Annotated in this window: 16 protein-coding genes; 6 read left to right on the top strand and 10 right to left on the bottom strand. The window is 39.5% G+C overall.

From position 1 onward, the window contains the following. Positions 1-36: 36 nt before the first annotated feature. From BN997_RS03565 to BN997_RS03545, 5 genes are all read right to left on the bottom strand, one after another. The gene (locus BN997_RS03565) at positions 37-1,446 is read right to left on the bottom strand and encodes a M24 family metallopeptidase (protein ID WP_042529730.1); all 1,410 of its coding nucleotides are present in this window, start codon (positions 1,444-1,446) and stop codon (positions 37-39) included. Between the two features lie 126 nt (positions 1,447-1,572). Continuing rightward, on the bottom strand, positions 1,573-3,021 hold the full coding sequence (locus tag BN997_RS03560) for a M81 family metallopeptidase (RefSeq protein WP_042529728.1): 1,449 nt from the start codon (positions 3,019-3,021) through the stop codon (positions 1,573-1,575). Positions 3,022-3,128: 107 nt separating this feature from the next. Then, on the bottom strand, positions 3,129-4,526 hold the full coding sequence (locus BN997_RS03555) for a PTS transporter subunit EIIC (RefSeq protein WP_042529726.1): 1,398 nt from the start codon (positions 4,524-4,526) through the stop codon (positions 3,129-3,131). A gap of 538 nt (positions 4,527-5,064) precedes the next feature. Next, positions 5,065-6,477, bottom strand: a complete 1,413-nt coding sequence (locus BN997_RS03550) for a glycoside hydrolase family 1 protein (RefSeq protein ID WP_042529724.1) — start codon at positions 6,475-6,477, stop codon at positions 5,065-5,067. A 259-nt stretch (positions 6,478-6,736) separates the two neighbouring features. Next, a complete protein-coding gene (locus tag BN997_RS03545; RefSeq protein WP_042529722.1) occupies positions 6,737-7,522 on the bottom strand; it encodes a MurR/RpiR family transcriptional regulator in 786 nt (261 codons plus the stop codon). Between the two features lie 181 nt (positions 7,523-7,703). On the opposite strand from BN997_RS03545, the gene BN997_RS23065 reads away from it, so the two are divergent. From BN997_RS23065 to tnpC, 3 genes are all read left to right on the top strand, one after another. Beyond that, positions 7,704-7,874, top strand: a complete 171-nt coding sequence (locus BN997_RS23065; RefSeq protein ID WP_175296996.1) for a hypothetical protein — start codon at positions 7,704-7,706, stop codon at positions 7,872-7,874. Further along, positions 7,864-8,220, top strand: coding sequence for an IS66 family insertion sequence element accessory protein TnpB (gene tnpB, locus BN997_RS03540; RefSeq protein ID WP_042528993.1), 357 nt, complete (start codon positions 7,864-7,866; stop codon positions 8,218-8,220). The genes BN997_RS23065 and tnpB overlap by 11 nt, the downstream gene beginning before the upstream one ends. Positions 8,221-8,317: 97 nt before the next feature. Further along, the gene (gene tnpC / locus BN997_RS03535; RefSeq protein ID WP_052484890.1) at positions 8,318-9,874 is read left to right on the top strand and encodes an IS66 family transposase; all 1,557 of its coding nucleotides are present in this window, start codon (positions 8,318-8,320) and stop codon (positions 9,872-9,874) included. Between the two features lie 566 nt (positions 9,875-10,440). Here tnpC and BN997_RS23660 read toward each other — a convergent pair. The 3 genes from BN997_RS23660 to BN997_RS03525 are packed head-to-tail and all read right to left on the bottom strand — an operon-like array spanning position 10,441 to position 13,299. Then, positions 10,441-10,566 (bottom strand): hypothetical protein, encoded by a 126-nt coding sequence (locus BN997_RS23660; protein WP_256705104.1) that lies wholly within the window; start codon positions 10,564-10,566, stop codon positions 10,441-10,443. Between the two features lie 16 nt (positions 10,567-10,582). Continuing rightward, positions 10,583-12,031, bottom strand: coding sequence for a sodium:solute symporter family protein (locus BN997_RS03530; protein WP_042529720.1), 1,449 nt, complete (start codon positions 12,029-12,031; stop codon positions 10,583-10,585). A 17-nt stretch (positions 12,032-12,048) separates the two neighbouring features. Continuing rightward, entirely contained in the window at positions 12,049-13,299 is a 1,251-nt protein-coding gene (locus BN997_RS03525) for an NAD(P)/FAD-dependent oxidoreductase (protein ID WP_042529718.1), read from the bottom strand. Positions 13,300-13,885: 586 nt separating this feature from the next. Between BN997_RS03525 and BN997_RS03520 the strand changes: the two genes are divergently transcribed. Then, positions 13,886-14,935, top strand: a complete 1,050-nt coding sequence (locus BN997_RS03520; protein ID WP_084612833.1) for a M14 family zinc carboxypeptidase — start codon at positions 13,886-13,888, stop codon at positions 14,933-14,935. 232 nt (positions 14,936-15,167) lie between these two features. Here BN997_RS03520 and BN997_RS03515 read toward each other — a convergent pair whose 3' ends face one another. Both BN997_RS03515 and BN997_RS03510 read right to left on the bottom strand, forming a co-directional pair. Next, entirely contained in the window at positions 15,168-16,022 is an 855-nt protein-coding gene (locus BN997_RS03515; RefSeq protein WP_042529716.1) for a glycerophosphodiester phosphodiesterase, read from the bottom strand. Positions 16,023-16,180: 158 nt separating this feature from the next. Continuing rightward, a complete protein-coding gene (locus BN997_RS03510) occupies positions 16,181-16,876 on the bottom strand; it encodes a poly-gamma-glutamate hydrolase family protein (protein WP_052484889.1) in 696 nt (231 codons plus the stop codon). Positions 16,877-17,085: 209 nt separating this feature from the next. Here BN997_RS03510 and BN997_RS03505 point away from each other — a divergent pair, with 209 nt between their 5' ends. Next, complete coding sequence (locus tag BN997_RS03505) at positions 17,086-17,808, top strand: GntR family transcriptional regulator (RefSeq protein ID WP_042529714.1); 723 nt, start codon at positions 17,086-17,088, stop codon at positions 17,806-17,808. Between the two features lie 142 nt (positions 17,809-17,950). Then, positions 17,951-19,339 (top strand): sodium/glutamate symporter, encoded by a 1,389-nt coding sequence (locus BN997_RS03500; RefSeq protein ID WP_042535718.1) that lies wholly within the window; start codon positions 17,951-17,953, stop codon positions 19,337-19,339. The last annotated feature ends 5 nt before the right edge of the window (positions 19,340-19,344 follow it).

The following is a 19,344-nucleotide window of genomic DNA, read 5'->3' as shown; positions in this document are numbered from 1 at the left end:
TATTTCAAAAAATTTAGGCGCAATGATTCAACTTTATCAGTCATGATCATAATAAAACGCAAGCTTCTTATCCAACAGATATGGTCGCAAATAAGCAACCATACTGCATAACGGTAAAACATCCTCGCTTAATTGGATGCCGAGCGTCTCTTTTATATACGCTTTTCTTTTCATCATCCGTTCCCAAAGTGCCGGATAATGATCTCTAAGCTCCTGTTTTAGCACATCGTCCGCAATGGCTACTGTACTTTCCGCCGAAACACCATCGTATCCATCAACACGCGGAATAATATCTGTTTGAAAAATCATGCCGCTTTTGATAACTTCCTCTGAATCCCTATAGATTGGCGACGATAGCCATTCTTCATCCGCCGTCAAATGTCCTGGACATAGTCCCCAGTGATATGCTTCCTGTGGCAAAACATGGTTCATCAGCTTATACATATCCCCGCCCGGCATTCCAATTTGGATATTCTCCAGCCAAGCTGTAATTGCAGTATAGTACGGTGCTGCCAGATCTTCTATATAATGCTTTTTACTCTCCGGTAAATCCTCGCTGTTCATAACAGCATATCCTGCTCTGCTCGATAATCCGCCTTTATATCCTACGGTTAAAGAGATGGCATCCCCTAGTGTAACCTTTTTAGAAGTTGGGTATAAATTACCGTTTTCGAATCGTTTACCCGTTGATGCAATCGTGACGACATTATTTTTTTGACCGTAGGCATGGAGTTCATTTCCTAATTCCATTTCAGAAATGCCAACCTCCAGCTTGTCTATCGCACGCAAGACACAATCTGCTGCCAGGGATGCCCCAAATTCATAATGAGCCATTTCATTCGCATTATTCACCCTGCGAACGCCACGATCCCCGCCGATGAAGATATCTGTATGGTTCGTAATAGAACCTTCCTTCCCGACCATTTCCCGAACCGTATCTACAATAAAAGAAGGAACATCAAATAAAGTCCGGTTATCCTCTACCTGGCTGGTAAAATGCTTCCATCCAGCCATTCCAATTTTCATTGCATCCTTGATTCCGGCTTCCTGAAGAACACTTGACATCTTACTGTGAGGCTCCATCGGCTGATTAGGCAAGGAAAAATGCGGACAATGAATTCCTTTTGCTGGAATTCTCGAAAATTGTACTTTATTATAGTTTTCATTTCCCAAGACCAGAAAAGCATCTCCATTAGCATGCAGGACTAATAAAGCCTCTTCAAATCTAGGAATAAATCCAACTAAATATTCAAAATTCCCGCCATGTTCCACATCCGCGTAAACCAGCAGCGCATCCAATCCATCGTGACGCATCTCATCTAATATCTTTTCTCTTCGTTGCTGCATCGTTGTATCATCCAGCAATATTGGAGTCCCTGTGCAATCTGGAGCAGGAGCATCCATTTCTATTAATTGTGCTTTTTTAGAATCATATTGTTTTTCCATTTAACTTGCCTCCAATGTATACATGTTTTTATTTGATTGGTTTTATTAATCAGGGGGACATGCATTTATTCCAATCCTGTGCATTACCTTGTTTCTTAGCAATGGGTAGTACCATTCTTGCTCTTTCTAAATATCATCAATAGGAAACATGGGGCGCATAATGCGCTTGAATGGAAGTTTTGCTGTGTCCTGCAGCGTTGCCCCCTGCGTTAATGACATGATATTTAATTTCCCCTCTTTTTTTAATTCCGGGAAAATATATCCCTGTTTAACAATGATAATATCATAGTCTCTATAATCGAGACCAGCCGCATGAAACTGTTCAATTTCAACAAACGGATGGTTGTTTCCTGAAACAACGATATCTATCGGTTTATCCTTGATTCTGACGGTTATACAATCACCAAAGTTCCCCTCTCTCACATAAGCATAACCAGCTAAATATCCTTTCGCTTTAATAACAACATCTAAATTTACATTTGCGGATAATTCGTCTATATCCATTCCCAAAGAAATGCTTGTTTCTTCCCCCGCTTCATAGCTTTTCAGCTTATCTAAGGTTTCTGCGTCATGAATACTGGCAAATAAAAACCGTTTGTTATGACCTTCATCAAGATGTAATACCTGACGTAAAATAAAGGTATTGCTCCCTACCGATCCCGATGTTACATTATCTCCTGAATCCGTAATGAACACTGGCTTTCCTTCGCACGCTAATGCCATTTTCATTGCTTCCTCCGGCTGTGCAGTTAAGCCAGTATAATGGAATTCATAACGTTTATTCCATACATATTCCGCCAACTGATCCGCAATTTGATCTGCATATTCCTGATCAGCCTCTGTTGAAGGAATAACAACAATTCCACACCCTGCAACATCACAGTCATGACGAATATACCCAACATGCCAGGAACAGCTTAATATTCTTGAATCCGCTTCTAATTCATCCATATATTGATTCATCGATTTTACTGGTTCATCTGCGGAGACGCTTTGTTCTCCGCCTAAAATCATTGATAATTTACGATATACTGGGGTAATATGTTGACGTTGCTCCAACAAATCAACGAGCTTTTCACAAATAAATTCAATTGTTTCTTTAATATCTGTATGTGGAGATTCGCGATAACTGCGAATCAGTGTGGTACTTTCTACATACGCTTTAGACAGGTTACCATGCGGATCACTTACTACCGCAATTGGCAAATAAGGGCCTGTCAGCTTGCGAATCATCTTCATAATATGATGATCCCCAGATCCGCCTTCCAAATCTTCTACTTCACTCGCTCCGTGTAAATGAAGAAAAATCCCATCAATTTCATGAATATGCTTTTTAATATCTTCCAAGATTCTCTTTTCAATATAATCAAATGCCGTTTTTTCTAAAACGCCGCCAGCTGATGCATCAGCATAAATGGAAGGAATTATCTCCACACCTTTTTTAGCAAACACATCTTTACATTTCATTTCCCGAATGCAATCCTCTCCAAATAAGAGATCAAAATCCTCTAAATTACTTTTATACGGAATATTGGCATTCGATTCAAGAATAAATCGTGCAATCAAAACTTTCATCGATTTCACCTCATCAACTTTTTTAAGAAATATATCCGTTCCTTCCAGCCTTTCAAGGCCCGGATATATTTAGTAAATCTTTTTATCTCCAATGAAAAATCTTTATTTTATTCAGCCTTCTCTGTTGATTTCGTTCTTGAAATAATAATCCTGCAGGAAATATAGGAGACAACCACCCCAACAATTCCTACGATTGCCGCTAAAAATAAATTCCCTAATCCTCCTTGATTATCAATGAAGAACATCGCAGTAAATAACCCTGGGGTTCCACCCATAATATAGCTTTTCAATCCAAATATACCAGCAACCAAACCAGCACTTGCAGCTCCAATAGCAGTGCCTATTAATATTTTAGGCCGCGTAATCAAAGCACCGTAGAAAGCGGGTTCTGTAACCCCGCAAAGTGCGGTTACACCAGAAGAAACAATCATACCCTTCTTCGCTTTATCATTTTTTATGGAAGTAGCTGCTGCTAAAGCACTTCCGCCAATGCACAGGTTGGAGATGAACCCCATAACCATAATGGCAGGGTCATATCCAATCGTTGCAACACTGTTAAAACCGATTGGCATAATCGCTTTATCTAATCCAAACATAACCATATAAGGATAAGCCACAGCGAATACCGGCATCGCCAGTCCGCCGATTGTGCTCATTAACGTTGTAATCCCTGAACCCACATAGTCACTTAAAAGGGTTCCGATAGGTCCTAACACGATTAATGTTATTGGTACAACAATAATCATCGTTAATAGCGGTTTCAAAAAATAGATGACGATTTCAGGAATAACCTTCTTAAAGAATTTGTCCACGAAATACATAAGCCCAACACCAAGCATAACTGGTAATACGCTGGTGCTATAGTCCACCGCTGGAATTCCGATTCCTAAAAAACTTAGCCCTTCTTGACCGCTAATATTCGAGCTGACAAGCAACGCTCCCAATACTGCTCCCAAAATAGGTTCCATTTTTAAACGTCTCGCCATTGTAAATCCTAGATAAACTGGTAAGAAGGTAAATGCTGCATTGAAAATAGCATCGATAATGACTGCAGTGCCAGATTCCATGTCTAAACCAAAATAGTTGATTAATAGATTTTTAACGGCAAGAATGATTCCGCCAGCAATCAGTGCTGGAACAATAGGCATAAATACAGCAGCCATAAAATTACCAAATTTATTTAAATAGTTCATAAAACTCATTTTTTGCGGTTCTTCCGCTTCTTTTGCAGAGCCTGCTTCGTTATTTTGCCCCTCTTTCCACCCCGACACCTCTAAAAAATCGTTGTATGCTTCATTAACATTAGGCCCGATGATAATCTGCACTTGGCCGGCTTTCTTAATGACACCTAGCGTATTTTCAATCCCTTTTAACGCTTCCTCGTTTATCAGTTTCTCGTTATTATAATGTAAACGAAGTCTAGTGGCGCAGTGTTCAACATAATTTAAGTTATCCACGCCGCCAACGTGCTCCAATACTTGTTTTGACATCTCAACATATTTCATTTTTTATTCCCTCCATTTCTGCCTGCTTATTAATAAAACAAAATTTCACTCAGCGGGATTTTTACGGACGATTCTCCGCGATAAATCCAACAATGTGGTACTAAAACAAAATTTAAGTCCTATTGACGTCTGAACAAATTAATATGTTAACATTTTCACAATCAAACCTTTTATAAATAAAATCGATTCTTCTGGCTGTGTAGTTATTTTAGGTTAAGATGGGAATTCGATAGCGGAGCAGCCAAACCCATAACATCGATTCCCTTGTAGACTTTTACCTGTCTATAAAATACCGCTTACATAGTTAAGCACATCTAAGTCGGCTTTATAATCACCATACGATTTATCAAGGACAACAATTTTATTTCTGTTATTTTCATTTATTTCACTATATAGACTATACCATTCCGTTTGAAAAAGAGCTTAAGCGGACATGCATCATCACACTAGAAACAAATGGACAGGTTTTACCCCTTCACTTTCATGCCCGCCAAACTCTATTTCTTTCCATCATCCATCAGCAAACAAATAACTGTTTTTAGATATCTCTGTTTTCCGCAATTAGATTTTTATACCAATAGTAGCTTGCTTTCGGTATCCGTTTCGTATCATTCTCAAAATCGATCCGGACAAGCCCATATCTTTTTTCATAGCCATTAATCCAGCTGTATAAATCCATCGTGGACCACATATAGTAACCCTGTACATTCACGCCTTCTTCACGCGCTTTTAACATGTAATGAATAAAATCTCCACATAGCTCGATTCGGTTATCATCATTTACATATCCATTCTCATCAGGTGTTTCATATTGTCCGTGTCCATTTTCCGCAATATATACTAAAATACCCCCGTACTTTTCTTTGATTTCCATCAAAGCATTATACATACATTTAGGATAAACTTCTCTTCCCCAGAGGTTTCTTTTAACATGAGGATCAAAGGAGCTTTCAAAGACATGTTTAATGCGTATCCCTTCTTTTGAATTAGATCCTTTCCCTCTGTTATTATGGAACACTTCTGTTTCACCTTCAGAATAATCGGTTACATATTGACGGTTATAGACGTTCAAGCCAATATAATCTACTTTACCTTTCGCAAAATCAGAAACGTCCTCTTGATAGACGAAGCTTGGGTCAACTCCCCAATCCTGAAGCACTTCACCTAACTCTTCTGGAAGCTTCCCAAATACACTTGTATCCAGAACCATGCGATTATAAAAAACATCCGCTCTTAACCTTACTGCATCTTTTTCTTTTGTTGCAGGATCCAATTCAACATTCCCGTTATCATGAACAATACCGATTCGGCCATCCATGCCTAATTTCCGGTAAGTATCAACGGCCTTGGCACTGCCTAACATCAGATTATAGAGAACATTCCAGAAACGATTAAAATCCAGCTTGTAGTTTGGCGGGTAGTTACCGACCACATAACTGCAATAAGCATAATACCTTGGTTCATTTACCGTAGACCAAATCTTCACCCGATCTCCGAAATTTTCAAAACAAACTTTCGCGTACGCATCAAAGGCATCGATAATTTCTCTATTTTCCCAACCGCCAATTTGAGACAATTCATATGGCAAATCATAGTGAAACAACGTCGCATTCGGAGTAATCCCTTTTTCCAGGCAATAATCGATGACATGATTATAAAAATCAATTCCTTTTTGGTTTACTTCGCCAACACCTTGTGGAATAATTCTCGCCCATGAGATAGAAAATCGATAGGTGTTTTGGTTACCCGCTGCCATCAGGTCGATATCTTCTTTATATTTGTGGTAAAAATCAGAAGCGATATCACCATCTACCTGATTAATATTTAAAGAACTGTTGTGGTTAAAGACATCCCATTCACCCAGACCTTTTCCATCTTCATCCCAGGCTCCTTCACATTGATATGCTGCTGTAGCAGAACCCCATAGAAACTTGTCATGTACTTGATTCATTTAAATACCTCCCTGCAATAATGATGAATAACCTTCATCTAAATCCAATGTTAGCACTTTCAAAAAAACGGAGTAGTTCAGAATTTGAACCATAGCAAGATTACCATGGTTAGTAATCCGGAAAACAAAAAAGCCCGCTTCATCAAGTAAGGCTTTGGCATGATATCCTTTTTATCCAGCAATTTAAACAAGCTATAAATGTGCTAAACGGATTTACAAAGTTATTTTTTATGAAGGCTTTTGAAAACAAACAGCATAGTCATGTATACAATGACAAATACTGCATCGATAATAAATCAAGAAGATAAGTAATTCCGTACTTTCCATAAATCCCTAAATAATCAGCTGAGAAACCATCCTTGCTAATATAAAAAGTTTTATCATAGCTATTCTTCAATTTCTCCGCTTTATTTCCCGTTATTAGAAACTTATGTCCTTTTAAACTCTGAACAAATTCTAATGACAGCTCCGCAAATTTACCAGATGCAGAGATGGTAATAATGACATCTTCTTCATGAAGTAATTTCAGAATTTCATTCGTGGTGAATGACCCAGAAATAACATGAATCACTTTTGAGGCAAACATCAGCTCTTGTTGAAATCTTAATGCATTGCCACTCGTATTGTTTGCGCACAGAACCACTACATTTACATCCTGATTGATTAACTCACAAAGATAATTGATATCCTCGTCTGTTATTTGTTCGTCAATGTCAGTAATCATTTCATCAACTAGATTTTTTATATGAATGCGATAGTCAGGCTCTGCTTTTATGTCCCGATGTCTTAAATCACTGGGAAAAACAAGCTTGGAAATGGAGTTCTTCAATGAACTGAAATTATCATATCCTAACCTTAAACAAAACCTTCTCACGGCAGATCTGGATGTAAAACATTCCTCCGTCATTTCCCATATGCTGACGGAAGAAATACGATATAAGTTATTCAAAATAAAATGAGCCAATGTATAATCGGTGTTTTCTGGATTTTCTGAGTTAATGATGAAGGACAAGGAATTTAATAAACCTAAATTATTTATTTTCATTTTTACTCACCGTCACTTACCATATAATAATGTTGCTGTTTTTGTTATTGAAAATAATATACTGGAGTTTAATATAGTTATTAACGTACCCAAAGGTAAGCGGGAAATAATAGACCGCATTCTATTATAACGGAACTACCTCTATACTTGGATTTAACAAGTAATAGGAGGTAGTGTTTTCATGAAGGAAAACCCGATTGTTCCCGTAACGATCCCAGCATCAACTTCCTCTACGCCTGTAAATCCAGTAGCGGAAGTTTCTTGTCATTCTCTACAGCTGACAATTTTTGAAGGTTGTCAGGAATCTTTGGCAGTTGCCTTGATAAAGGAGGTGTGCCACCATGCTGGTTGACTTCTCCCAGATGAAAAATTGTTATTTAGTCTGTGGCTATACAGATCTTCGCAAAGGCATTGATGGTCTGGCTTCCGTAATCACCAGTCAATTTCAATTAGATATTTTAGATGAATCTGTTTTCCTATTCTGCGGGAGAAGGACGGATCGATTTAAAGCTCTCTGGTTTGATGGAGAAGGTTTTTATTTACTTTATAAGCGATACGATCAGGGAAAGCTAACTTGGCCGCGTTCGCAAACCGACGTTGAAAAACTGACACCAAAACAAATCGAGTGGCTGTTTGACGGTTTTTCCATCTATCAAAAACAAAAAATTCAACCTGCCAAATTAGGTGTCCTCACTTAATCATGGGGGAGAGAAATTTTTTTAAAAATTTTTTCTTCCCTTTTTGATAAAGTGTGGTACGATAAAAGAAATTATTTGGACACAGGGGGTGAATACGTTGACAGAATTGGAAAAGAAGCTGATGAAACAAATCGAACATTTGACAATTCAAAATGAAAAACAAGCAAAACAAATTGAACAGCTGATTAACCAGCTGACCAATATGAATCGTCGACTATTTGGAACATCATCCGAAAAGAATCCTCAAGGTCAACTCTCCTTCTTCGAAGAAGACAATAATTCCCCTTTTAGCGAGGCAGAGCAACCTGCAGACAAAGCCGTTGAAATAGAGACCATCTCTTATCAGCGAAAAAAATATCAAGGGCAGCGGGCCGATATCACAAGAGACTTGCCTATCGTGGTGGAAGAACACACTCTTCCGTCCGATAGCCAGGTCTGTTCGTGCTGTGCCAGCCCATTAAAACATCTTGGGAAGCGAGAAGCTCGAACGGAGTTAGAGTTTATCCCAGCTCATTTAGTAAAACATGTACATTATGAACATGCTTATGAATGCTTAGCCTGTAAGAAAACCGGTCAAAATCACATTCTCCGACAAAAAGCACCGGAACCAGCCTTAGCTAAAAGTTTAGCTGGACCGAGCGTGTTAGCCTGTAATCTCTATCAAAAGCTGGAGATGAGTATTCCTTATCATCGTCAGGAAAAAGAATGGGCAAGATATGGATTGAAGGTTTCCCGGCGAACGTTGGCAAACTGGGCGATTCGAAGTTCCGAAGAATGGCTGGAGCCATTGTACCAACAAATGAGAGAAAAATTACTTCTAGAACCTGTGCTCTCCGCTGATGAAACGACCTATCAAATTTTACGCCGGGCAGACGAAAAGTCAGCTACAGCCGATGCGAGGATATGGTTATTTCGAACAGCGGAAGCCGCCGAACATCCCATTATTCTCTACCATTCTTCCGAGACGCGCCGGTTTGAAGTAGCAGAAACCTTTCTCAAAGGATTTCAAGGACTTCTTCATTGTGATGGATATTCCGTCTATCAAAAATTAGAAGATGTGCAGCTTCAAACGTGCTGGGCGCATGTTCGGAGAAAGTTTTTAGAGACCAATGATTCAAATGGACAAGGCGCTGTCGGCGTCCATTACTGTGACCAGCTTTTCAAGCTGGAAAGGCAATGGAAAGATTTATCTCCAGAGGAACGCCTGCAGCAACGCCAGCTGGAAAGCAAGCCGTTACTGAAGGAGTTTTGGGGATGGCTGGACGCTCTCGTTACAATGAAAGGTCCTTTACAAAAAGCTGTGGATTATACACAAAAGTTAAGGGATTCCCTTCAACGCTTTTTAACAGACGGACGCCTTTTCATTAGTAATAATCTCGCAGAACGTTCCATTCGGCCTGTCACCGTCGGACGTAAAAACTGGTATTTTTCAACCAGCGTAGCTGGAGCTCATGCGAATACCATTGGATACAGTGTTATCCAAACAGCTAAAGAAAATGGAATTGATCCGTTTGAATACTTAACCGTTTTATTTACGGAACTTCCCCAGCTTAATATTTTTCAAGACTCGGAACAATGGGAAAACTATTTTCCATGGAGTCCTTATATCCAAGCCAAGGTGAAGCCACTTTCAAAACATATAAAACGAGCATAATAGCCCTAATGGAGCTTCTTTACAAAAAGTTTACTCCTTTTAGGGCTATTTGTCATGGCGTCATATTATTTCCCGCTTACACCCAAAGAATTTAAAATATGTTCTTATTTCTATAAATTCTATTATACGGGGTGGAATCCGAAATTTGAAAATAAAAAGAGATTTCGTTACTAAATTAAGAACTATATTGACATTTTATCTGCTCCCATTACACTAAAAAACCTGGAACAACACATATCAATTCAAGATATTGTTCCAGTTTTTTTATTTATTCTATACCATTCAAAAGATTTTTTCTTGACTCGTTTCCAGAGGCCATTTCTATCGGCATCAAAATTATTATGATAGAAGATTTATTTGGGTTTATTAAAAAGCACAAATAAGCTAGATAGTTATTACTTTATTAATAAACTGACAGTTTATTTTATACTCTCTATAAAATCTCTAAGGAGTTTTTATTTATTAATTGTCGCCTTAAGTTTATAATTCGGTACACTCCAACCCTATCAATTATTACTTCCATCAACGAAATCTATTACTTTCTATCCCCATCATTTTCCACCCCCCTATTCATCTCCCATCTTTCCCTTCTTCCGCTCCATCCCAAACTTAATCCACCCATAAATCACCGCAACCGCTCCAAAATAACAAACACCAATAGATAAATAAGCTAAAATCTCCCAAAATATCATGTGTGATTCTCCTCCTTTATCCCTCAGGATCAAGATCCTCTTGCATAAATGCGCGAGTTGGCTGTTTATTCTTCGTCAATTGATGTGCAATAAAGAATGTAAACAGGTTCATGCAGATTCCAACAATTAATGTAGGGATTTGGAATGGTTCGTTAAGGCCGTAATTCCATAGGAGAGAAGAGATAATCCCCGCCAGGATAGCTGGTATCGCAGCGTATGGCGATACTTTCCTGTCTCTCGCTTTCCCCCATAATAATGCAATAATAATAACGGGAACAATGGACGGCGCCCAAAGGTCAAAAATGAATACCATTAAGTCGAAAACATTTGGAATTAAAAGGGCAACAAGAATTCCGCCAATTCCTACGATAAGTGTGGACCATTTGGCAAGGTTAAGCATTTGCTTATCTGTTGCTTTCGGATTAATAAATTCTTGATAGATATCCCTCGTGAAGATGGTGGAAGCAGTATTTAAGATAGAATCTCCAGTGGACATAACGGCTGCAATAAGCCCTCCGAAAATCAATCCGACAGCGCCGGTTGGCATATGCTCTAAAATTAATGTGGTAAATACAAGATCCGGATCGGTGCCTGGAAGAAGAACAACACCCGCTAGTCCGATAAAAACGACAGCAGTTGTCATGAAAAAGTAAAAGATGCCAAGGTAGGTCACCGAGCGCTTACTATCTAATGCATTTCTGGATGAAACATACCTCTGAATGTAAAAAGGAGCTAATGCTTCCCCCAGTAAGAAGGTTAAGAAGAAAGCAATCATGGCAGCAACGGTCCAGCCGTCGGTAAAATCTAAAATGCCGGCATCGATGGCGCTGACTTTTTCAACGATGGCTGGTACGCCGCCGATATTATTTAGTGCCAATGTCAATGTTGTTGCAACGCCGACGGTTAAGATAATAAATTGAATGGCATCCGTATAAATAACGGCCAGCATGCCGCCTCCCCAAGTGTAAATTACCGTAATAACAGAACCCAAAATAGTCATTGGAATATAATCAAATCCCGTCAAGGTTTCCAGAATTCTTCCCATTGCCAGCACCTGTACCCCAAACATTCCTACGCTATATAAGAAAGAAAAGATACCGGACACCAATTTCCCAGAGCGTCCATAGAAATATCCAAAAACATCTCCTACGGTGTAGACATTCCCCAGATTTCTAACCCGCGGCGCGACAAATTGTCCGATTAAAATTTGGCTGAAAACAACACCAAAAACGGCAAGAAAGATAACCACACCAGTCTCGTAAACGAACGCCACCCTGCCAATGGTTGCTCCGCCGCCGGCTAATGTTGCTGCAAGCGTCGCAAAAATAAGAGCCATTGGCATGGAACGGCCGGCAACGGTATAGTCTTTAAAACCGGAAATTCTTCTCATGGAATAGTAACCAATGTATAAGACGAGCGCTAAATAAAATAATACGATAATAACATCAAAGGTATTTACTGGCATATATCTTCCCCCTCATTTTATGATTTTTCAAATCGTGCTGGTGAGAAAGCTTCTATATTCAAGTCTGTTTGCCCGGTTAGGATGATTTCGGAAATCATTTTCCCGCTTACGGGTGCCATAGCCAAGCCTACCATGGCATGACCGGTACAAATATACATATTGTCCAGATGAGGTATCGCCCCAATGACCGGCATGCCATCAGGAGTCATTGGTCTCATCCCTCCCCATTCTTCTTCGGTATCTCCTTTGATTTCTTCCTTTAGATATTGAGATGCAGCCGACCGAATCCCCTGCACACGTTTCTTATCGATGTTTACATTTTTTCCAGACAGCTCCATGGTTCCTCCGATGCGGATAGCATGGTCAAAAGGAGTAATTCCTCCCTTTAAATCACCTAGATAAAGCGGATGATCGATTTCTGTTTTAGGATTCGTGATTGTAATACTGTAGCCTTTCCCTGCAGTCAGCGGCAGCTTATAATTCAGCTTTTTTCCTATATCATCAGACCACGCTCCGGCGGCCAGCAGGAACGCATCCGCTTCAAAAACTTCCTGCTTGGTCTTTACCGAAGTAATCTGATTCTCCTGCTTTTCAATATCTATCACTTCTGTATTTGAATACAGCTTAACTCCCAATGCTTTTAATTTTTCCACCATCCCTTTGGAAAAGGATTCCGGGCGAATATGGTATTGATTCTCTAAAAAAATGCCGCCCTTCACTTCATCGGAAAGTGCAGGCTCTAATGTTTTAACCTCCTGCTGATTTTTGTACTCCGGATTTTGATGTCCATACTGATGCGAGACAGCTTCCAGGCGCTCTAATTTCTTCTTAAGGTTCGCCTCATGGAGAAATACAAACAGCATTCCTTTTTTATGCAATTCGAAATCAACGCCATCCTTTTGAATCTCATTAAATAGAGATAAGGTATGCTTGCTCGTCGTTAATAAAGCCTCTTCCCCTTTTTTAAAAGCCGCTTCATTACAATGTTTCATAAATTGCGTCAACCAGCCGGACAGCTGCGGCATGGCAGAAGGCTTGATATAAAGCGGGCTGTCTTTTTTCATTAGCATTTGGATGGATTCCGTTACCAGCCCGGGCATTGGCACCGGCTCATGAATAGCCGGGCAGACCCACCCTTGATTTCCTCTGGAGCACGCCATGCCAAATTCTCCCTTTTCAATAATCGTCACGTCTGCTCCGGATTTTCTTAAAAAATAAGCACTGGTAAGGCCGATAACGCCTCCACCAATTATGATTACTTTTTTCAAGATAAGGACTCCTTTGTTAAACATTTGTGAAACAGTAAGATTAATCAGTAATTATTAAATTTTTCGTTAATTAAACAAATGCTTTATTCGATGGATTGTTCTATCTCGAATTATTGCCTGGCAACACATAAAGCTTGTTTTCTGACAGACTTATTTAGCACCCTCTTGATATTTTACAATTTTCTAATTTCTATTATACAAGATTAGACAGAATATTGCTTTATTTTGTTTTAATTTATTTAATATATGGCAGTAATATCAACTTCTAATAAATAGGTTAATCTTTAGCTTATCATTAAAAACTCTTACTTTTCCCTCAACAGCAGCACAACCTATTAGCCTTATAATCTACCTTATCCAAAATATAGCACATTCCACAGCATCCCACATAAGATACAACAATCTCATTTACATTATTCTTAACTAATCATGTTTCTATCATTCACACATCCTATGACCGTATTCCCTATCAAAACACCTTCACACTTATTCAATAATAGATAATATTCTCTATTTTTATAATTTTACAAGGATTTGTATTCATTCCTAGCGAATTTGATAGTATAACAAAATGGGAGGGGTATCTATGAAAAAGATAAGCAAAAAGCTTTTAATGTTCAGTCTTGCCGGGGCATTTGTTGTGGGAGGATCAATCCTTACTTCACCGGCTGTCCATGCAGTAGGAAACGGGCCAAATTACAATGGCAATGAAACGGTTAATACTTCCATTCTTACTACCTACGATGAAATGGTTGATTATCTTAAGAAACAGGACTCAAAACAAAGTCAAATGGAATTGGAAGTGATTGGCCAATCTATGAAAGGTCGCGACCTATATCTTGTTAAATATATCTCCAACCCTGAAAACCCAACTATTCTTTTTTTAACACAACAGCATGGTAACGAGCAATTGACAACAGAAGGGACGCTTGAGTTCATTAAACACCTGGGAACTGGTAAAACAAAAGGTGTGCTAGATAATGTGAATGTGTTGATTGTTCCGATGTTGAACCCTGATGGAGCAATGGGAGATGTAGATTTTGATTTAGATGATTATATTGCTAGCGGAGATCGTCATCTAACAAGATACAATGCAGCAGGCGAGGATTTAAATCGTGATCATGTGAATAAAGTTTTCCCGGAAACACAAGCCCTGCATAATAATGTATTAAGTGCTTACGATATTGATTATATGATAGACCTGCATCATCAGGGAGCTAATAGTGAACGTGATGGAGAGCTAGTGTCTGGTTCCATTCTTTATCCGACTACGGAAAATGCAGACCCCGAAGTTGTTCATAAATCCAAACAATTAGGTGCTGTGGTGTTTGATAAAATAGATTCAACTGGTTGGGGACATCTTGGTAAATATAATGGCGGTTCTGCCGAGACAATTTCCCGAAATGGAATTTCTGTCGAATACGGAATCTCTACCCTGTTATTTGAAATGCGCGGCATGTCAGATCATTCCAATGAATCCGCCATTTTAGGACAAAAAAGTAATGGCTATTTAATAAAACAAACAGTAAATACGTTGGATGCTGCTGTTAGGGCCATTTCAGATGGATCTATCAACAATAAAGATGTTTCTTTTTGGGATACTTTACCAACACAATCTACGAGGACAACGGAGTAAATAGTTATTTCCCCATAAATCATGATAACTCGTACTATACCTTGAACTTCTCTAGGCAGTTTTAGAAAACGGAGCATTTAAGGGATTCTAAGAAAGCGATTATTACTTTCTTAGAATCCTTACTTTGGTGTGGAATCTTTAACTTTCTATTAAAAAGAAAAGCACCTTCTCCGTTTGGATTTTGGCGCACTCTATCTGAGTGTTGAATTCCAGTCTAGCTTTTTTAAGACCCTTAGTTTTTCACTGGATGTCTATAAACATATTCGGGAAAGTCGGTAATAATACCATCCACGTTGCGTTCAAATAAGTTATTTGCTTGTTCCTGCGTTCGCACTGTATAAGGATATATCTTCATCCCGGCAATATGAACACGGTCAACAAGCTCATCGGTAACAATGCTCATATTTGGGTTGAAGAAATCAGCAAAAGTTGTAAATTGTGCCAACTGTTCATCGGTAACATTTGCCCAAGAAGTACCCGCAAGGACACCGTGAGGGATATTCTGCAGAAGTGCTTTTGATTGTTGCACAGATGCATGATTAAACGACTGGATAATAATTTTTTCGTTATTAGGCTTATGCATATTACGCTCCATTAAGGCTTCAGCGACTTTTTCTTCTACGCCTGGATACAATTCAGGCGATTTTAATTCTATTAATAACCCAATCTTCCCTCGATATGTATCGATTACTTCCTCAAAAGTAGGAATTTGTTCACCCGCAAATTCTTGTCCGAACCAACTTCCGGCGTCCAATTGTTGAATTTCTTCAAGTGTGTAACCCCCAACAGATCCTGTCCCATTTGTTGTACGATTGACGGTTGTATCGTGAATGGCTATCAGCTCTCCATCCTTGGTCATTTGTACATCAATTTCAATATAATCGGCTTTCATTTCAAAGGCTTTTTCAAAAGCAGCCATTGTATTTTCCGGAGCATGCCCTGACGCTCCCCGATGTGCAATATTAACCATTTTTTTCTGTTGTTGAACTGCCTGAGTGCCACTACCATTGGATGCGAATGCAGGAACTGTGAACATGGACGCAAAGATCATTACTGTTAACGATAAAATAGTAATCTTTCGTATCATAATCTTAACCTCTCCCTTTTTCTGTCTTACTTTTTATTATAGAGGTAATCTATTAAGTAAATGTAAACTGTAAGATAAAGAGATGTAAGATAAACTAAGAAATTCTTAATAGTTCAAAAAGTTTGCAACATTGAAGCTTCCATCTTTACTACCAAACCCTAACCTCCATCCAACGCCCTTCCAACAGCCTCAACATAATCATAAAATTCCTCTGTCCGATTATCCCGATTCCCAGACGAAAAATCCCCCTCCTCAAAAAAAGCCATTCGCTGCGCAGTGCTGATCTCTAATTGAACTCCTTTGCTCTGCCTATTTTGATTAACAATATTGTCCTTTTCTTCCCCATTGATTTCCTTCGGTGCATCACTTACGGAAAATCCAGCTTTTTTTAGCTCTATCTCGATAGATTGAGCTAATGCTTCATCCAATCCTCCCAAATACGTGTGTTTTTCCAGTTCGTCCTCGTATCCATGGAAAGATACGGTATAGTAACTGTCTGAGACAAGGGCTACTGCCTCTGGTTCATCGAAGTTCGTGGAATCAATATGCAGGTCCGTATTGTTTGATGCTTTGATTCCTTGAAAAGAATAGAAGGAATAGTCGCCTGCAAAAGCTAATTGTTCCGCTAAATCCGTTGTACCAGGCTCTATCCCTCCGCCATGGATGGCTATGCTGGCAATATCCGGATTTCTTTCTTCGGAACTGATTCGATAATCTTCATCCTGCCTCTCCTGTTGATGAAGTTCGTTAAAGTTTTTATATTTATCGTTCCCGTTACTTCCATTGACTAGCAGCATCGCTATCATTATAACGGCCAGTGCTAGTCCCACAATCATAAAGTTATTTCTTTTCATCGCTGCTACCTCTATTTCATGTATGCCATATTCTCTTTACCATTCTCTCATTCTACTATATCAGGCATCACATCTGAAACGTCATCAATATACTACCAGTCATTTATCGAACTTTTCTGCTTTCTCCACCCACTCCTCTGCGTCAAACATGCTAAAATAAGCATAACGATGAAATAATAAGTCAAACAGCAGCGAAAGGAAAAACAACCATGACCTTAGACTATACAAACTCCATCCCGCTTCATGTGCAGTTAAAACAAATCATTGAACAGAAAATATATAACGGCGATTATGCCGAAAAGATTCCCAGCGAGAGAGAATTGATGGATGAACACTATGTAAGCCGAAGTACGGTGAGACAAAGTATCGAACAGCTGGTTCGGGAAGGAATCTTGGTGAGAAAGCCGGGGAAAGGAACCTTTATCGCCGTTCGAACGATTAATGACTGGCTTGGCAGCCTTCACAGCACCTCGGAAAATATCGAGAAAATGGGGATGGCGCCGGGAGCCAGATTAGTAGCCTCCCAGGAAATCGAGTTAGTTGGAAGATTAAAAGAAGTGACCGGTTTAGATAAGGCACATCACTTTAAAAGAATAAGGTATGCAAATGATATTCCGATGGGAATTGAAAGGCATTATTACCCTGTGGCATTAGGGAAAAAGCTGTCTCAATTTAACCTGGATGAAGAAGCATTCTATGAGCTGCTGGAAAGAGAATTAAAAGTAAATACCTTTCAGGCGGAGCAGGAAATCAGAGCCGGAATCTCCACCCGGGATGATTCAGAGTTACTGAATATTCCTGAGGGGACAAGCATCATTATTGCAGAAAGAAAAATTACTGATGTCCATGGAGACTTCGTGGAATTTGAGAGGGCCTATTATCGGGCGGATATGTACTCCTTTAAAATAACCTTGTCGAGAAATAGCAAATAAAAATAGAATAGTTATTGTTTTTTAACTGGTTAGAACATTCTGACCTCCTTGAGAATACTGGTGTCTATCGCATAAAATATAAATACTATTTTTGCAGTCAAAATTAGACAGCTTTTTTAGGGAGGTCATCCATGTGAGTTTTATGATTGCATTCAGTATCGCAAGTATCCTGCTTTGTGCCGGTATGATTATTCGGGCCAAAGTAGCTTTTATTCGAAATATGTTAGTGCCTGCTAGTGTCATAGCTGGTATTTTAGGCATGATTGTCATGAATACAAATCTTATCCAGGCAACCAATGCCGAAATGTTCACTGTAATTGTTACGCAGTTATTTACGATCACGTTCATCTCCATTGGCTTAACAAGCAATAACAAGGCGAATAACGACCATACTGCCGGGAAGCAGATTGCCAGAGGCTCCCTCGGAATGGGCATGCTCTGGAATCTATTATATGCACTCACCCCTGCTGTCGGCGCAGTTGTCATTTTACTCGTCGGCGGTTATTTCGGAATGGACGCCCTATATGGGCTGCTTATCCCCTTTGCCTTTACACAAGGACCAGGGCAGGCGGCAACATTTGGTTCTATTTTTGAACAGCAGTATGGAATAGAAAATGCAGCGATGGTTGGCCTGACCTTTGCGGCAATCGGTTTTATCGCCTGCTTCTTAATTGGCGTCCCTCTTGCGAAATATGGGTTAAAACGCGGGCTAGCCAAGAAATATGGCGAATCCGAAATCAAAGATTATGTCAAACGGGGCTACTACACGAAGAATGAGAAAAGAGAATCAATCGGACAAGAGACGGTATTCAGCGGAAATATGGATACGATGACGTTTCACTTTACGATGATTGGTATCTGTTATGTGCTGGCTTTAGGAATGGCATCTCTTATTTCCATGATTCCTGGCATAGGTCCGACGCTTGGCGGAATGCTGTTTATTTACGGCATGCTTGCCGGCTATTTTGTGAAAATGGTATTGAAAAAGCTGCAGCTGGACCATTTGCTGGATAATACCTTTCAAACGAAAATTACCGGCTGGTCCACCGATTATTTAGTTGTCTGTTCCTTTATGGCCGTTCAATTCAGTATCATCGGCCAGTGGATTGTTCCAATTATAATCGAAGCCGTTGTCATAGCTGCGCTTACTATTGCAGTCGTTTTATACTTTGGAAAGCGCTTAGGCGGCGACAACGACTTTTCCCGGACGCTCGGTTTGCTTGGAACCTCGCTGGGTACGGTTCCAAGCGGAATCGCGCTTGTACGGATTATTGAGCCTTCCCTGCGTTCCACCACAGCCATCGAATTAGGGATGATGAATATTCCGATGATGTTCTCTTATATAACCGTTTCAACGATTATGATGATTATGGCCGGGACATTATCCATCACAGCTGGAATTCTATGGTTACTGGCACCAGTCCCTATTTATTTGATTCTATTAAAAGTATTTAAAGCATGGGGCAGAAAAACATACGATTTTAAAGAGGAAGCTGAACCAATCAAAAGTAAGAAAAAATCCTATGCATAATCTAC

Origin of the sequence: Oceanobacillus oncorhynchi, from assembly GCF_000821065.1 — a bacterium.
GTDB lineage: Bacteria > Bacillota > Bacilli > Bacillales > Amphibacillaceae > Oceanobacillus > Oceanobacillus oncorhynchi.
The sequence above is the reverse complement of the archived record's forward strand: the minus strand, read 5'-3'. Positions and strand labels throughout refer to the sequence as shown.

Excerpts from the sequence above, each read along its gene's own strand:
- BN997_RS03520 (WP_084612833.1), top strand. The coding sequence starts at position 13,886 with ATGAAAAAGATAAGCAAAAAGCTTTTAATGTTCAGTCTTGCCGGGGCA.
- BN997_RS03515 (WP_042529716.1), bottom strand. The coding sequence starts at position 16,022 with ATGATACGAAAGATTACTATTTTATCGTTAACAGTAATGATCTTTGCG.
- BN997_RS03555 (WP_042529726.1), bottom strand. The coding sequence starts at position 4,526 with ATGAAATATGTTGAGATGTCAAAACAAGTATTGGAGCACGTTGGCGGC.
- BN997_RS03560 (WP_042529728.1), bottom strand. The coding sequence starts at position 3,021 with ATGAAAGTTTTGATTGCACGATTTATTCTTGAATCGAATGCCAATATT.
- BN997_RS23065 (WP_175296996.1), top strand. The coding sequence starts at position 7,704 with ATGAAGGAAAACCCGATTGTTCCCGTAACGATCCCAGCATCAACTTCC.
- BN997_RS03500 (WP_042535718.1), top strand. The coding sequence starts at position 17,951 with ATGATTGCATTCAGTATCGCAAGTATCCTGCTTTGTGCCGGTATGATT.
- tnpB (WP_042528993.1), top strand. The coding sequence starts at position 7,864 with ATGCTGGTTGACTTCTCCCAGATGAAAAATTGTTATTTAGTCTGTGGC.
- BN997_RS23660 (WP_256705104.1), bottom strand. The coding sequence starts at position 10,566 with ATGATATTTTGGGAGATTTTAGCTTATTTATCTATTGGTGTTTGTTAT.
- BN997_RS03510 (WP_052484889.1), bottom strand. The coding sequence starts at position 16,876 with ATGAAAAGAAATAACTTTATGATTGTGGGACTAGCACTGGCCGTTATA.
- BN997_RS03530 (WP_042529720.1), bottom strand. The coding sequence starts at position 12,031 with ATGCCAGTAAATACCTTTGATGTTATTATCGTATTATTTTATTTAGCG.
- BN997_RS03545 (WP_042529722.1), bottom strand. The coding sequence starts at position 7,522 with ATGAAAATAAATAATTTAGGTTTATTAAATTCCTTGTCCTTCATCATT.
- BN997_RS03550 (WP_042529724.1), bottom strand. The coding sequence starts at position 6,477 with ATGAATCAAGTACATGACAAGTTTCTATGGGGTTCTGCTACAGCAGCA.
- BN997_RS03505 (WP_042529714.1), top strand. The coding sequence starts at position 17,086 with ATGACCTTAGACTATACAAACTCCATCCCGCTTCATGTGCAGTTAAAA.
- BN997_RS03565 (WP_042529730.1), bottom strand. The coding sequence starts at position 1,446 with ATGGAAAAACAATATGATTCTAAAAAAGCACAATTAATAGAAATGGAT.